A 14,571-nucleotide genomic window follows, 5' to 3' on the forward strand; every position below is an offset into this window, starting at 1 on the left:
ACCTCTCATGCTCGGGGACCATGTCGTCGATCCGCCCGTGGTTCTGGCGCCGATGGCGGGGATCACGAATGTGGCGTTTCGGCGGCTCTGCCGGGAGCAGGGGGGTGGGGTCTACGTCTGCGAGATGATCACGACGCGGGCGCTGGTGGAGCGGATTCCCAAGACGCTGAAGATGGTGGCGTTCGCTGAGGGTGAAGGGTTCCGGAGCCTCCAGCTCTACGGGGTCGACCCCGACGTGACGGCGCGGGCCGTGCGCATGGTGGGGGAGGACAACCTCGCCGACCACGTGGACCTGAACTTCGGGTGCCCGGTGCCGAAGGTGACGCGGCGCGGGGGCGGGTCGGCGCTGCCGTGGCGGCGCAAGCTGTTCGGGCGCATCGTCAAGCAGGCGGTGGAGGCGGCGGCCGAGTTCGGGATCCCACTGACGATCAAGATGCGTAAGGGGATCGACGAGGACCACCTGACGTACGTCGAGGCCGGGCTGATCGCTCAGGAGGCCGGCGTGGCGGCGGTGGCGTTGCACGCGCGGACGGCCGAGCAGCGGTACTCGGGGAACGCCGACTGGGACGCGATCGCGACGCTCAAGCAGGCGCTCGACGTGCCGGTGCTGGGCAACGGGGACATCTGGGAAGGCTCGGACGCGCTGCGCATGGTGGAGCAGACGGGCGTGGACGGGGTCGTGGTCGGGCGCGGCTGCCTCGGACGGCCGTGGCTGTTCGCCGATTTGGAGGCCGCCTTCACGCAGGGGGCCGACTACAAGCCGGTGCTGCCGGTGCTCGGCGAGGTCGCGAAAATCATGTCGCGGCACGCGGAGCTGCTCGTGGACGCGCTCGAGGACGAGAAGCACGGGTGCGCCGACTTCCGCAAGCACATCGCCTGGTACCTGAAGGGCTTCCCGGTCGGCGGTGAGCTGCGCCGGGAGTTGTCCATGGTGTCGTCGCTGGCCCAGCTCGACGATCTGCTCGGCAAGCTCGACCCGTCGGTGCCGTTCCCGGAGGACGAGCTCGGCAAGCCGCGGGGGCGCGTCAACGCGCCGGGCAAGGTCTCCCTGCCGTACGGCTGGCTGGAGAGCCGGGACGACGACAGCGTGCCCGAAGGCGCGGAGATGGAGAACTCAGGCGGCTAGCAGCGCGGTGATCAGCAGCGGGATGCCGGCCAGCGCGAAGAGCACGGCCAGCGGCAGGTCGACGGCGAAACCCAGGTAGAGCGTGACGGCGAAGACCTCGCCGGCGAAACCGGCCACGGACAGCACGGTGGTCCGGGCCGGGCCGGTGATCCGGTCCTGCAGGCGGGCCTCGGCGCGGATCATCGCGTACTGCAGGAGGCCGAAGGCGGCCGAGACGGCGACCATTCCGGCCAGGTACGGGGTGAGGGCGCCGGCCGCGAGCAGGACGGCCGCCCCGATCAACGCGCCGGGCAGTCCGCGTCCCCGGCCGGCGAGGGCGCTTCCGGCGGCCATGGCCAAGGCCGTCAGAGCGAACAGCAGCGGTACGGCTTGCGTGAGCGCACCCTTGTCGCGCGCCAGCAACGGCAGGTATTCGTCCAGCGCGCTGAACCCGGGCACGAGCGCCGCCACCAGCACGGCCCGCGCCACCACCCGCGTCCCGACGGCCTGGCGCACCCCATCCCGCAGCACTCGCCAATACGACATTTCGGAAATGTCCGACTCGAGGGCGGGGTGCGCGGGCGGTGGGACGCTGGGGTGCGCCGGTGGTAGGGCCGCGGGCGGTAGGGCGGTCTGGTCCGGCGGTGGGGCGGGCTGCGCCGGTGGTGGGGCGGGCTGTGCCGGTGGTGGGGCGGCGGGGTGCGGCCGGTTTGGGCTGAGCCGCTTTTCCGGTAGGCGCAAGGCCAGCAGCGCGCCGGCGAGCTTCACAGCGACGCTGGCCGCCACGAGCAGGGCGTAGCCGCCGGCGTGCAGGCCGGGGGTGGCCAGCAGGGTGGCGGCGAGCATGGCGAGGATCGACACGGTTTCGGCGCGGCCGATGATCCGGGCGTAGGCGTCCTTCGCGTCGAGGGCGTCGTAGACCAGGGCCTCCAGCGCGCCCGAGCCCAGTGAGCCGCCCAGACCCCACAGCACGAAGCCCAGCGCGAAACCCGGGTAGGACGGCCACAGCAGCCACAACGCGTAGCCGGCCGCGGTCAGGGCTTCCCCGATCGCGTACAGCCGCTTGCGCGACCAGACGTCGGCGAGCGCGCCGGACGGGACCTCGGCCGCGAAGGCGACCACCGACCAGATCACGAACAGCGACGAGACCTGGGCCGTCGAGAGCCCGGCGTCCGCGAACAGCAAGGCGTACACCGGGTAGAGCGGCACGCCCTCCGAGAGGGCCCGCACCGCGTAAAGGGTTCAGCGTCAATGGGGAGGATGCATGCCCTCAGTCTGCCCCACGCGTCAACGCAATTCGGCCTCGTCGGCCGCCGCCCGGCCCGATTCCCAGCCCTCGAGGCTGTCGATCCGGCTGCCGCGGGCCCGTACCGTCCGCGGGAAGGCTTTCTGCATGACCTCGCGCACCTGGATCTCGCGGTTGCGCAGCACCGGCAGCAGGTCGCTGTGCTGGGCGATCTCGTGCCGGATGGTCTCGGTGAGCCGCTCGCCGATGCGTACGGCATAAGCCACCAGGAAGCTCCGCCGGAACGCCTTGATCCGGGCCTTGCCCTTGGCCGGCTCGTCGCGGGCCATGGCCCGGTTCGCCTGCACGAGCAGCGACGTGTAGAGCAGCTCCACCCCGTCGATGTCGGTGTCGTAGCCGAAGATCGTCGAGAAGCCCAGCTCGGGCGACCACACCGTGTGGCAGTGGTTGGCCCGGGCCACCGCGTCGAGCAGGGCGGCCTTCTCGCTCTCGTACGGGTGGTCGACGCCGATCCGCCGCGCGAACGGCACCACCTCGGCCCGGCCGGCCGTGGTCAGTGCTTCTTCGATGCTGTGCCGGGCGATCAGTTCCTGGGCCTTGGCCGAATACGCCTCCGCCTCGGCCGGGAAGTCCGTCGATTCGGCTTTGGCGAGCAGAGCCCGTACGCGGTCGAGGACCCTGTTGTCCGATTTGTGCGACAAATCGGGCGCAGCTCCCGGTGGAGGGATCAGCACGTCGATCGATGGGAGGCGCCGCAATTCGGTCAAAAGACCCAAAGATGAGTCCAGCAGAGAGATCCGGTCCGGCCGTCGGGCCGGCGCGGCCGGCAGCGACGACGCCTGGTCGGCCCAGCGCGGATCGACCGGTGAGAACCGTCCCGCGTAGCCGGCCGCGGCCGCGGCGACCATGTCCGCCTTGAGGGGATCACCCAGTCGCGCGATCACCCGGTGCAGCTCAGCGGGCTGCCACCCACCGCGGAAGAGCCGATCGAAAGCATCCCGCAGCGCGCCGGTCAGGGCGGCGTCAACCTCGCCCGCCGGCGCCACGGTCAGCGCGTCCAGCCCCGCCTCGTAGCCGATCGCCCCGCTGACCACCTCGCGGACGACGTCCTCCACTGACACGCTGTCGACGCTACAGACGCCGCCGGGGAGGGCCGTGATCGGCCCTCCCCGGCTGACACCTGCAAGAACCTAGACGTCGAGGTCGTTCTCGATCCGCTTGAGCTGGTGCCGGGCCATGGCCAGATTCGAGCGGTCACGGCGTAGCGCGACATAGAGGAACAGCCCCTTCCCGGCCCGGCTGGTCAGCGGCCGGATCAGGTGGTACTGGCTCTCCAGGGTGATGAGGATGTCCTCGATCTTCTCGGTGATGTTGAGCATCTCCATGGCCCGGAGCTTGGCCCGCACCACGTCCGTATTGCCGGCCGCGGCGACCGTCAGGTCGAGCTCCTTGCCGCCGCCGATAGTGCCGAGGGCCATGCCGCTCGTGTGGTCGACCAGCGCGACGCCGACGGCGCCGTCGATCTCCATGATTTCCTTCAGTGCGGTGTCCATGTCGGCCATGGATGGGTCCTCCGTTTGCGGTGGGATGGCGGTGCCCCGGAAGGGCCGGTGGCACCGTTCGTTCTCAGCCCGCGGCCTGGCGGCGACGGGCGTTGGTGGTGAGGGTGGACAGCGGTGTCCGCCGGGTCAGCGCCGCCGGTCCCGGCTGCTGCGGGATCTCCGGCCGCGGCTGCGGCGGCTTGGTCTCCAACTTCAAGATCCTTACGAGGCGGCGTACGCATCGGCGCGCCTCCAGATGCACCATGGCGAGGTTCGCGTCGCCCGTGGTGACCAGCGTGAGCAGGGCCGTCGGGCCCGCGGTGTACGAGGTGATGTAGCCCCGGTCGCACTCGACCACCGACTCGCGCAGCTCGCCGTGGTTCACCGCGTACGCGAACCGGCGGGCCAGTGCGAGGTGCGCGGCGGCCAGCGCGGCGATGCTGTCCGGTTCGATGCCGTGCGCGTCGTGCGCGATCACCAGCCCGTCGGTGGAGGCCAGGACACTGCCGGAGAGCTCCGGCATACGGCCTCGCAGGCGGTCGAGCTCCTCGAGCACCGCCGGATCCACCGTCATCCTCGGCCTCTCTTTCTCGCGTGCAGGGGGGTGCGCGGGTCACCGCAAGGCCCGCAATGCGGTGCGGATGCGCTTGAGCAGGACTTCGTCGGTGCCGGGATGCACCGGGGGCGGTGGTTCGCCGGCCACCTCCTTGGGCAGCTTGGCCCCGGGTTTGCGCCGGGCCAGACGCGGCGGGGGGAGCGAGTTGCGCGGCGGCGGCTCGGCCGGCGGCGGCGGCTCGGAAACGGCTGCCGGTGACACAGAGACGGCCGGCGCCGGGGGCGCCGAGACGACCGGCACCGGACGGGCCGGACGGGCCGGGGGAGCGGGAACGGCCGCCCGTGCCCCGCCGGCCGCGGGCCTGGTCGGCGCGTCCCCCGGCTTGATGACCGGGCGCTTGATGTCGACCGACTGCCCACGGACCCGGGGCAGCCGGACGATCTCCGGCGCCTCGGCGACGCGTACCTCCGGAAGCTCCAGCAGACCGAGCGCGGCCATCCGCCGCAGCTCCTGGATGGTCGCGTAGCCGGCCTTGCCGAGCAGCAGGGCCAGGTCGGCCGGCGTCCGCTGACCGTCCGCGTTGATCAGCAGCTCCCACTGCAGGGCGGTCACCGTCACCCGTTCGCGGGGCAGGCGCGACGCGGGCGTGACCGCCGCCGTGTCCACCCGCGCGTCCGGGAAGATCTCGTCGAGCAGGCGTACCCGGCGGCGTACCTCCCGGGTGATGGCCGCCGGGTCGATGTGCGCGATCGGCCCCAGCCAGTGCGTCGCCTCCGGCAGGAAGTCGATCGGCGCCTCGGGCGCCGACAGGGCGAAGTACGCCGCGTCGTAGGTCGCCCCCAGCACGCACAGCTCCAGCTCACCCTGGGTGAGATGACCCTGCTCGACCAGCAGCCGGCCGACCCGGGCGGTGGAGGTGCCCAGGTCGAGAGCGTTCTGCCAGGTCCGCCCGGCCAGCCGGCCGGACGCGGTGAGCAGCTCGCCGACACCGGGCGCGGCCGGCGACTCGGCGTAGATGACCCGCCCCTCGAGGACGTAGACCGCGCCGCCCGGGTGGCCGCCGACCACCAGGGTGCCGGTCTGCCGCTCGCCCGCCACCTGCGTGAGCAGGCGCGACGGGGCGGCCGTCCGCGTGGTTGTCACCTGTTCCCCTTATGTAGCGACTAGGTCGTCGGCGAGCTTCTGCATGCGGCGGCGGGCCACCGCGAGGTTCCCCTGCACCCGGTCGAGCCAGACGTAGAGGACCAGCCGGCTGTCGAAGTCGGTCTGCACCGGCCGGAGCAGGTGATAGCCGCCGGCCGTGGTGATGATCAGGTCCTCGAGCAGGTCGTGCGGGAGGGCCGAGACGTACAGCGATCGGGTCGTCGCGGCCTGGACGACGTCCGCGGTGCCCGCCGCCGCGGCCTCGTGGTCGTTGTTGGGTGCGGCTCCCGTCGTTGCGACCGGGAACCCCGTGGTGTAGTCGACGATGCTGGCGCCGACCGCGCCAGGGATCGCCATGGCCTCCTGTAGACAGTGGTCGACGCCGGGCACTTCTCTCCTCAGCGCTGTGCTGCTGTCGCCGCCGGGCCGTGCCTCGTTGCCGCGGCCATCGGCGAGTCTCCTGGTCGGCGACGACGTCGCCCGCCGTCACCGTGGGCCATCCTCCGGCGACCGTGCGACGGGCAGTCGCACCCGCTGTGCGTCATGTTCCGGCGGCTTCGCTCACCGAGAGAGACTGGCCGGGTGGGCGTAACATGATCGCCACTTTTCGATGAGGGAGGCGCCGCATGGCGTTGGTGTGGGAGCAGATCGTGGTCGACGCCCGGGACGCCGGGCGTCTGGCCCGCTGGTGGGCGGAAGCCCTCGGCGGCTGGGTCATCGTGACCGACGAGCCGGACGAGGTGGAGATCCGCAAGACTCCCGACCAGCTGCCCGGACTGCTGTTCACGCCGGTGCCCGAGGCCAAGACGGTCAAGAACCGCCTGCACATCGACCTGCGCCCGGAGGACCAGGAGGCCGAGGTCGAGCGGCTGATCGACATGGGTGCCCGGCACGCCGACGTCGGTCAGGGCGACGACGTTCCGTGGGTCGTGCTGGCCGACCCCGAGGGCAACGAGTTCTGCGTCCTGTCGTCGCGGAAGGCTGACTAATCTTGGTCGCATGACGGCGTTCGACGCCCAGCGGTTCGTCCCTGAGCCGGCTAAGGACAGCGGCTACGGGCGCACTCCCTTCCAGCGGGACCGGGCGCGGGTGCTGCACTCGGCCGGCTTCCGCCGGCTCGCGGCCAAGACCCAGGTGCACACGGCGGGCTCGGACGACTTCCTGCGGACCAGGCTGACCCACTCCCTGGAGGTCGCCCAGATCTCCCGCGAGATGGGCGAACGGCTCGGCTGCGACCCCGACGTGGTCGACGTGGCCGGGCTCGCCCACGACCTCGGGCACCCGCCGTTCGGCCACAACGGCGAGTCCGCGCTGCACGCCGCCGCCGAAGCCTGTGGCGGCTTCGAGGGCAACGCGCAGACCCTGCGCGTGCTGACCCGGCTCGAGGCCAAGGTGCCCGGGGCCGGCCTCAACCTGACCCGGGCCTCCCTCGACGCCAGCTGCAAATACCCCTGGCCGCGCCGGCCCGGGCGGCGCAAGTTCGGGGTGTACGAGGACGACCGCGCCGTCTTCGACTGGGTGCGCCCGGCCGCGCTGGGCGAGCGCCGCTGCCTGGAGGCCCAGGTCATGGACTGGGCCGACGACGTGGCGTACTCCGTGCACGACGTCGAGGACGGCGTGCACGGCGGCTACCTGGCGCTGCGCCCGCTGCTGGCCGATCCGGCCGAACGGGCCGCCCTCTGCGCCGACGTGGCCGCCACCTACTCCGACGAGAGCGCCGACGAGCTGGCCGGGTCGCTCGATCACCTGCTGGCCGACCCGGTGGTGACGGAGGTCGCCGGCTACGACGGCACGTACCGGGCCCAGGTCGCCCTCAAACGGATGACCAGCGTCCTGACCGGGCGGTTCGTGGCCTCGGCGGTCGGGGCCACCCAGGACAGGTACGGGGTGGAGAAGGTGCGCCGCTACGACGCCAACCTCATCGTGCCGCCCACGGTGCGTAATCAGTGCGCGCTGCTCAAGGGCATGGCGTTGCGGTACGTGATGCGCGCCCGGGCGGCCGAGTCGTGGTACGAGCAGCAGCGGACGATCCTCATCGAGCTGGTCGACGCTTTGACGCGTACGCCCGGCACCCTTGACCCGGTCTTTCTGCCTCTCCACGAGGCAGCGGAGAGTGATGCTGCAGCACTGCGCGTAGTGATCGATCAGGTCGCGTCGCTCACCGACCCGGCCGCCGTCGCCTGGCACCGGACCCTGGTGGCGGCCCGGGCCTGACGCGAGGCAGGATGTATGCCGTGGCGGGCAGGGTCAAGGACGAGGATATTGCGCTGGTCCGTGACCGGACCTCGATCGAGGAGATCGTCAGCGAGTCGGTCACGCTGCGCTCGGCGGGCGGCGGCAACCTCAAGGGCCTGTGCCCCTTCCACGACGAGAAGACCCCGTCCTTCACGGTGGCCCCCGCACGCGGCGTGTACTACTGCCACGGGTGCGGGGCCGGTGGCGATGCCATCAAATTCCTGATGGATGCCGAGCATTTGTCGTTTATCGAGTCGATCGAGCGACTGGCTGGGCGGGCCGGGATTCAGCTGCGGTATGACGCGGACAATTCGCCAGGCTCTGTTAAAAGGCCGCAGGCCGGGCAGAAGCAGCGGCTGCTGGCGGCGCATGTCGCGGCGGCCGAGTTCTACCAGGCTCAGCTGTCGACGCCGGGGGCGCGCAAGGCGCGCGAGTTCCTCGCCCAGCGGGGCTTCGGGCGGGACGCGGCCGAGAAGTACGGGTGTGGCTTCGCGCCGGACGCGTGGGACACGCTGGCCAAGCATCTGCGGCAGAAGGGCTTCACCGCCGAGGAGCTGAACACGGCCGGGCTGACCAAGCCGGCCCGCTCCGGGTCGCTGATCGACCGGTTCCGGGGGCGGCTGCTGTGGCCGATCAAGGATCTGGCCGGCGACGTGATCGGTTTCGGCGCGCGCAAGCTGTTCGACGATGACGACGGCCCGAAATACCTGAACACGCCCGAGACGCCGCTCTACAAGAAGTCGCACGTGCTCTACGGCATCGACCAGGCCAAGCGGGAGATGGCCAAGCGGGGCCGGGCGGTGATCGTCGAGGGCTACACCGACGTGATGGCCTGCCACGAGGCCGGGGAGCCGACCGCGGTGGCCACCTGCGGCACGTCGTTCGGCGTCGACCACATCGGGGTGCTGCGCCGGTTGCTGCTCGACAGCGACAGCGTGGTCGGCGAGATCATCTACACGTTCGACGGCGACGCGGCCGGCCAGAAGGCCGCGCTGCGGGCCTTCGAGGAGGATCAGCGGTTCGTCGGGCGGACGTTCATCGCGGTCAGCCCGGACAACATGGACCCGTGCGAGCTGCGCCTGGCCAAGGGCGACCTCGCGGTGCGCGACATGATCGCCGGGCGGGAGCCGCTGGTCGACTTCGCGCTGCGGCACACGATCTCGCGCTTCGATCTGGACACGGTCGAGGGCCGGGTCGAGGCCATGCGCCGGGCCGCCCCCCTGGTCGCCAAGATCAAGGACCGGGAGATGCGGCCGGAGTACGCCCGTAAGCTCGCGGCCGATCTCGGCATGGACCTCGAGCCGGTGCAGCGCGCGGTCAACTCGGCCAGTCGTGGGGATTCCTCTCCCGCGCCGCGGTCCGCCAAGGCCGCCCCCGACTCCCCGCAGCGCCTCGTCGAGCGGGAGTCGCTCAAGCTGGCCCTGCAGGAGCCGGTCATGGCCGGCCCGATGTTCGACTCGCTGGGCGCCGAGAACTACGCCGACCCGGTCTTCGCGGCGATCCGCTCGGCCATCGCGGCCGCCGGCGGCGCCTCCTCGGTCTCCTCGGGCGGCGTGGTCTGGATCGAGAAGGTCCGGGACAGCTGCGACGACCTGGCCGGCCAGGGCCTGATCTCCGAGCTCGCGGTGGAGGAGCTGTACGTGGACGGGGCCGTCGATCCCCGGTACGTGCAGATCACCCTGGCCCGGCTGCAGGTCGGCTATGTCACCACCCGGATCCGGGATCTGAAGTCCAAGGTGCAGCGGCTCAACCCGGTCGCCCACAAGGACGACTACCTGGCCCTCGCCGGTGAGCTCTTCTCCCTCGAACAGCAGGCGCGGGCCCTGCGTGACCAGGCGGCAGGTGGATTGTGAGCTTGTTTCGGCGGCGTCCCTCGTTGCCCTCGGCGCTCAAGCCGCCGCTGGCCCCCGAGGAGCGGGTCGTGGCCTGGGCGGCGACCGCCGACGAGCAGGCCGTGGTGGCGACCAACCTCGGGCTGTGGCTGCCCTCGGCGCCGTCCCGGCTGGGCTGGCACGAGATCCACAAGGCGGCCTGGTCGGGTCGTGAGCTGCGGGTCACCCCGGCCGAGGTGGCCGAGGAGCGGGAGGGCTACACCGTCATGGTGGACGGGCCCGTGCAGACCTTCTTGCTGCTGGATCCGGGTCAGGTTCCGGACCAGGTACGCATGCGCGTGTCGAAGTCGGTCGCCTACACCAACCACCACCCGGTGCAGGTGTCGACGAACCGGCCGGAGAAGCCGTTCCTGGTCGGTGGCGTACGGATCGTCGGGCGCCGGGTGAGCGGGCGGGACGGGCTGTCGTGGGCGGTCCGGTACGACTCGGGGACCCCGGTCTCGCACACGACCGTGATCGAGGTGACCGACACGCTGGTTTCGGCCGCTCAGGAGGGCATGGCCGGGCCGGACTGAGTTTTTGTCGTACCCCCGCCCTAATGTCCTTGAGGTGAGCAGCCTCATCTCAGCGCGCGGATTGGTCAAGCGGTTCGGCGACTTCACGGCCGTCGACGGCATCGATGTCGAGGTGCGCCGCGGGGAGGCGTTCGGCTTCCTCGGGCCCAACGGCGCCGGCAAGAGCTCCACCATGCGCATGATCGGCTGTGTGTCGCCGCCGACCGGCGGGGTGCTCGAGATCCTCGGGCTCGACCCGGTCCGCGACGGGCCGCGCATCCGGGCCAAGCTCGGCGTCTGCCCCCAGCTCGACAACCTCGACCTCGAGCTGAGCGTCCGGGAGAACCTGACCACGTACGCCCGCTTCTTCGGCATCCCGCGCAAGGTGGCCCGCCGCCGGGCCGACGAGCTGCTCGACTTCGTCCAGCTCACCGAGCGGGCCGACAGCAAGGTGGAGCCCCTGTCGGGCGGCATGAAAAGGCGGCTGACCATCGCCCGGGCCCTGGTCAACGAGCCCGAGATCGTCCTGCTGGACGAGCCGACCACCGGCCTCGACCCGCAGGCCCGCCACCTGGTGTGGGAGCGGCTGTTCCGGCTCAAGCAGCAGGGCGTGACGCTGGTGCTGACCACCCACTACATGGACGAGGCGGAGCAGCTGTGCGACCGCCTGGTGGTGATGGACGGCGGCCGCATCGTCGCGCTCGGCTCCCCGCGCGAGCTGATCTCGCAGTACTCCACGCGGGAGGTGGTGGAGCTGCGGTTCAACGCCGAGTCCCAGGAGCCGTACGCGTCGAAGCTCGAGGGCGTCGGGGACCGGGTCGAGGTGCTGCCCGACCGGATCCTGCTCTACGTCGCCGACGGTGACGCGGCGACGGCCGAGGTGCAGCGGCGCTCGCTGAGCCCGGCCAGCGTGCTGGTGCGCCGCAGCAGCCTGGAGGACGTGTTCCTGCACCTCACCGGCCGGACGCTGGTCGACTGATGCTCGCCGTCCTCGAGTACCACCTGGTCAACTACCGGCGTACGTGGCGCGGCAGCGCGCTGTCGTCGCTGGTGCTGCCGCTGCTGACGATGCTCGGCTTCGGTGTGGGCGTCGGGTCGTACGTGACCGGCGGCGTCGGCGGCGTGCCCTACCTCGACTGGATCGTGCCCGGCCTGATCGCCTCGGCCGCCATGCAGACGGCGATCGGCGAGTCGACGTGGCCGGTGCTGAGCTGCTTCGAATGGCAGAAGGTCTACTTCGCCCAGGCCGCGGCCCCGCTGCGGGTCCGCGACATCCTCGGCGGCCACCTGGCCTACATGTTGTTCCGGGTCCTGGTCAGCGCGGCCGTCTTCCTGGCCATCGCGCTGGCCTTCGGCACGCTCCATTCTTGGTGGTCGCCGCTGGCGCTGATCGTGGCCATGGCGGTCGGCCTGGCCGTGGCCGCGCCCACGGCCGCCTACGCGGCGACGATCACCAGCGACAGCTACCTGGCGATCCTGCTGCGCTTCGCCGTCCTGCCGATGTCGCTGTTCTCCGGCGTCTTCTTCCCCGTCGAGTCGCTGCCGGTGGTGCTGCGCTGGATCGCCTACGCGCTGCCGCTGTGGCACGGCGTCGACCTCAGCCGCGACGCCATGCTCGGCCTGAGTCCGGGTTGGCTCGGCCTCCTGCACGCTCTGTACCTGGCCGCCTGGTGCGCCGCCGGCTGCTGGCTGGCCCACACCCGCTACCGCCGAAGGCTGGTGATCTGACGTGGTCACGCTCGTGATGCCGCGGCTCGTCTCGTTCGAGGGCATGGGCCGGCGATCGGTCTCGGTGACCGAGCGCAACGTGGCGACGCTGCGTTCGGCCTACTGGATCGTCATGGTCTCCGGGTTTCTGGAGCCGGTGCTCTACCTCTTCTCGATCGGCGTGGGCGTCGGGGCGCTGATCGGTGACATCACGCTGCCCGGGGGCGAGGTGGTCGGTTACGCCGAGTTCGTGGCGCCGGCCATGCTGGCCGCGTCGGCGATGACCGGGGCGCTGTCCGAGACGACCTTCAACTTCTTCGGGAAGATGAAGTTCATGCGGCTGTACGAGGGCATCCTCGCCACGCCGGTCCGGCCGATCGAGATCGCGCTGGGTGAGCTGCTGTGGGCGATGGTCCGCGGCTCCATCTACTCGGCCGCCTTCCTGGTGATCATGGTGTTCCTCGACCTGACCACGTGGCCGCGCGCCCTGCTCATGTTCCCGGCCACCATCCTGGTCGGCTTCGCCTTCGGCGGCCTCGGCATGGCCGTCTCGACCCTGATCCGCAGCTGGCAGGATTTCGACCTGATCGCCACCGGCCAGTTCGCCCTGTTCCTGTTCTCCGGCACCTTCACCCCCATCGCGCCCTACCCGGCCGCTCTCCAGTGGCTGGTCGAGATCACCCCGCTCTACCGCTCGGTCCACCTGATCCGGGCCCTCAGCACCGGCACCGCCGGCTGGCCCCACCTGCTCGACGTCCTCTACCTCCTGGCCCTGCTGGCCCTGGGCCTGACCCTCGCCGGCCGCCGAATGACCCGCATGCTCTGCAAGTAGCCACCCCACTGCCCGCCGCCCCGGTCCGCCCGCCACGTCCTGCGAGCTCGCCCTTCCCGCCGTCCCCCGGTCCAACCTGGGCTACCTCGCCCCAGCCCTGCCCCGCGGCGCTGGCGGGCCCGGCCCGGGTCGTTTCGCGCGAGCGGCACCCCGCCACCCTGCCGGGCGTTATCGCCCACCTTCATCCCGCCGGTCGCCACCTCGGCCGCACCCGCACCCCGCTCGGCGCCGCCCCACTCGACCGTCCACCTCGGCGGCCTCACCACAGCCCCACCCCGCCCGACGGTCCAAGGCGGCCATCTCGCCCAGCCCCACTTGCCGGGCCGGCATCCCCCTCGGCGCGCGGTCCTGGATCTGCGGGCCGGGTGGGGTTCGCCGCGGGTGGTTGTTTGCGGTGGGGCATCTATCGGGCGGGTGAAGGGGGTTAAGGCGGCCTGGTGGCGGGCATCACTGGGGCAGGTCGCGCGTTCGTTGCGGAAGCGGGGAGGCGGCCGCGCGCTACTGGGATGTCCTGCGGCTGGAGGGCCGGCTATGAAGCTTTTCAACAAGCACGACGACGACACGGCGACCGCTGCGGCGAGCAAGGACGGGCACGCGGAGGCGGCCAACGCGCGCCACAAGCGGGACGATCCCGAGTCGGCGTCGGCGCGCACCAAGGGTGCCCGCGACTACGACGTGGCCACCACGCGGACCGGTGAGGACCGGGAGAACGACCTCAACGCGCCGCCGCCCGACGCCGGGCCGGACAGCCCGGCCGAGCTCAAGGGCAAGGGGCTTTTCGCGGCCGTCAAGCGCACGTTCAAGCAGTTCTCGGAGGACAACATCTCCGACTGGGCGGCCGCGCTGACCTATTACGGCGTGCTGTCGATCTTCCCCGGGGCCGTGGTGCTGGTGTCGATTCTCGGCATGCTGAGCAACGACGGCAAGGCGACCGTGCAGCAGACGATCGACGACATCTCCGGCGGGAACTCGCAGATCAAGGAGCTTGTCGACACGGTGCTCAACCAGGTCGGCGCCTCCGGGACCGCGAGCTTCGCGGCCATCATCGGTCTGCTCCTGGCGTTCTGGTCGGCCTCCGGTTACATCGCCGCCTTCATGCGGGCGTCCAACGCCGTCTACGACGTGCCCGAGGGCCGGCCGATCTGGAAGACCCTGCCGATCCGGGTCGGCGTCACCGCCGTCATCGGCCTCATGCTGATCATCTCGGCTTTCATCGTGGTCTTCACCGGTGACCTGTCGCGGGTGGTCGGCGAGAAGATCGGCCTGGGCGACGCCGCCGTCCTGACCTGGAACATCGCCAAGTGGCCGGTGCTGGTCCTGCTGGTCAGCCTGATGTTCGCGATCCTCTACTGGGCTTCGCCGAACGCCAAGACCGGCGGTTTCCGCTGGGTCAGCCCGGGTGGCATCTTCGCCGTGGTGCTGTGGCTGGTCGCCTCCGGCGCGTTCGCGATCTACCTGGCCAACTTCGCCAACTACGACAAGACGTACGGCGCCCTGGGTGGTGTCATCGCCTTCCTGGTCTGGCTGTGGATCTCGAACATCGCGATCCTGCTCGGCGCCGAGCTCGACGCGGAGCTGGAGCGGGGCCGGGCGATCGCGGCCGGGCACGACCCGTCGGACGAGCCGTTCCTGGAGCTGCGCGACGACCGGAAGATCAAGAAGGGCAGCGAACAGGGTCTCAGCACGAAGTAAGGCACGACCGAAGAGGAGCGCCGGGCGGGAAAGCCCGGCGCTTTTTCGTGTCTTCGGCCCGGCCACTTTTGCACGTATAGACAAAAGTTAGGAATGATCTTCGAGAAGGTATGGACTCCTGAGGCGGA

General features: G+C 71.0%; 15 protein-coding genes. 9 read left to right on the forward strand and 6 right to left on the reverse strand.

Annotated elements, in window-relative coordinates:
* The first annotated feature begins 7 nt into the window (after positions 1-7).
* Positions 8-1,126 (forward strand): tRNA dihydrouridine synthase DusB, encoded by a 1,119-nt coding sequence (gene dusB / locus AB0J66_RS26855; protein ID WP_364666369.1) that lies wholly within the window; start codon positions 8-10, stop codon positions 1,124-1,126.
* On the opposite strand, the gene AB0J66_RS26860 is transcribed toward dusB, so the two are convergent.
* The 6 genes from AB0J66_RS26860 to AB0J66_RS26885 all read right to left on the reverse strand — a co-directional run bounded on the left by AB0J66_RS26860 (position 1,115) and on the right by AB0J66_RS26885 (position 5,948).
* A complete protein-coding gene (locus AB0J66_RS26860; protein ID WP_364665929.1) occupies positions 1,115-2,335 on the reverse strand; it encodes an MFS transporter in 1,221 nt (406 codons plus the stop codon). The genes dusB and AB0J66_RS26860 overlap by 12 nt on opposite strands.
* A gap of 57 nt (positions 2,336-2,392) precedes the next feature.
* Positions 2,393-3,472 carry a DUF2786 domain-containing protein gene (locus AB0J66_RS26865; RefSeq protein ID WP_364665932.1) on the reverse strand — a complete coding sequence of 360 codons (1,080 nt, stop codon included), beginning with the start codon at positions 3,470-3,472 and terminating at the stop codon, positions 2,393-2,395.
* Positions 3,473-3,541: 69 nt separating this feature from the next.
* Entirely contained in the window at positions 3,542-3,913 is a 372-nt protein-coding gene (locus AB0J66_RS26870) for a hypothetical protein (RefSeq protein WP_364665934.1), read from the reverse strand.
* Between the two features lie 64 nt (positions 3,914-3,977).
* Positions 3,978-4,466 (reverse strand): roadblock/LC7 domain-containing protein, encoded by a 489-nt coding sequence (locus AB0J66_RS26875; RefSeq protein WP_364665937.1) that lies wholly within the window; start codon positions 4,464-4,466, stop codon positions 3,978-3,980.
* A 39-nt stretch (positions 4,467-4,505) separates the two neighbouring features.
* Positions 4,506-5,591 carry a DUF4388 domain-containing protein gene (locus AB0J66_RS26880; protein WP_364665940.1) on the reverse strand — a complete coding sequence of 362 codons (1,086 nt, stop codon included), beginning with the start codon at positions 5,589-5,591 and terminating at the stop codon, positions 4,506-4,508.
* A 9-nt stretch (positions 5,592-5,600) separates the two neighbouring features.
* A complete protein-coding gene (locus tag AB0J66_RS26885) occupies positions 5,601-5,948 on the reverse strand; it encodes a hypothetical protein (RefSeq protein ID WP_364665942.1) in 348 nt (115 codons plus the stop codon).
* Between the two features lie 269 nt (positions 5,949-6,217).
* Between AB0J66_RS26885 and AB0J66_RS26890 the strand changes: the two genes are divergently transcribed.
* From AB0J66_RS26890 to AB0J66_RS26925, 8 genes are all read left to right on the forward strand, one after another.
* Positions 6,218-6,580, forward strand: coding sequence for a VOC family protein (locus AB0J66_RS26890; protein WP_364665945.1), 363 nt, complete (start codon positions 6,218-6,220; stop codon positions 6,578-6,580).
* Between the two features lie 10 nt (positions 6,581-6,590).
* A complete protein-coding gene (locus tag AB0J66_RS26895; RefSeq protein WP_364665948.1) occupies positions 6,591-7,805 on the forward strand; it encodes a deoxyguanosinetriphosphate triphosphohydrolase in 1,215 nt (404 codons plus the stop codon).
* 11 nt (positions 7,806-7,816) lie between these two features.
* Entirely contained in the window at positions 7,817-9,679 is a 1,863-nt protein-coding gene (gene dnaG / locus AB0J66_RS26900; protein WP_364665951.1) for a DNA primase, read from the forward strand.
* Positions 9,676-10,233, forward strand: a complete 558-nt coding sequence (locus tag AB0J66_RS26905) for a hypothetical protein (protein WP_364665953.1) — start codon at positions 9,676-9,678, stop codon at positions 10,231-10,233. The genes dnaG and AB0J66_RS26905 overlap by 4 nt, the downstream gene beginning before the upstream one ends.
* Positions 10,234-10,267: 34 nt before the next feature.
* Positions 10,268-11,191 (forward strand): ABC transporter ATP-binding protein, encoded by a 924-nt coding sequence (locus AB0J66_RS26910; protein ID WP_364665955.1) that lies wholly within the window; start codon positions 10,268-10,270, stop codon positions 11,189-11,191.
* Positions 11,191-11,940: an ABC transporter permease gene (locus tag AB0J66_RS26915; RefSeq protein ID WP_364665958.1), complete on the forward strand. Its 750-nt coding sequence runs from the start codon at positions 11,191-11,193 to the stop codon at positions 11,938-11,940. The genes AB0J66_RS26910 and AB0J66_RS26915 overlap by 1 nt, the downstream gene beginning before the upstream one ends.
* A gap of 1 nt (position 11,941) precedes the next feature.
* Positions 11,942-12,751: an ABC transporter permease gene (locus tag AB0J66_RS26920; protein ID WP_364665960.1), complete on the forward strand. Its 810-nt coding sequence runs from the start codon at positions 11,942-11,944 to the stop codon at positions 12,749-12,751.
* Positions 12,752-13,282: 531 nt separating this feature from the next.
* Positions 13,283-14,443 carry a YihY/virulence factor BrkB family protein gene (locus AB0J66_RS26925; protein WP_364665963.1) on the forward strand — a complete coding sequence of 387 codons (1,161 nt, stop codon included), beginning with the start codon at positions 13,283-13,285 and terminating at the stop codon, positions 14,441-14,443.
* Positions 14,444-14,571 lie beyond the last annotated feature (128 nt).

The organism is Actinoplanes sp. NPDC049598 (assembly GCF_040675435.1).
GTDB lineage: Bacteria > Actinomycetota > Actinomycetes > Mycobacteriales > Micromonosporaceae > Actinoplanes.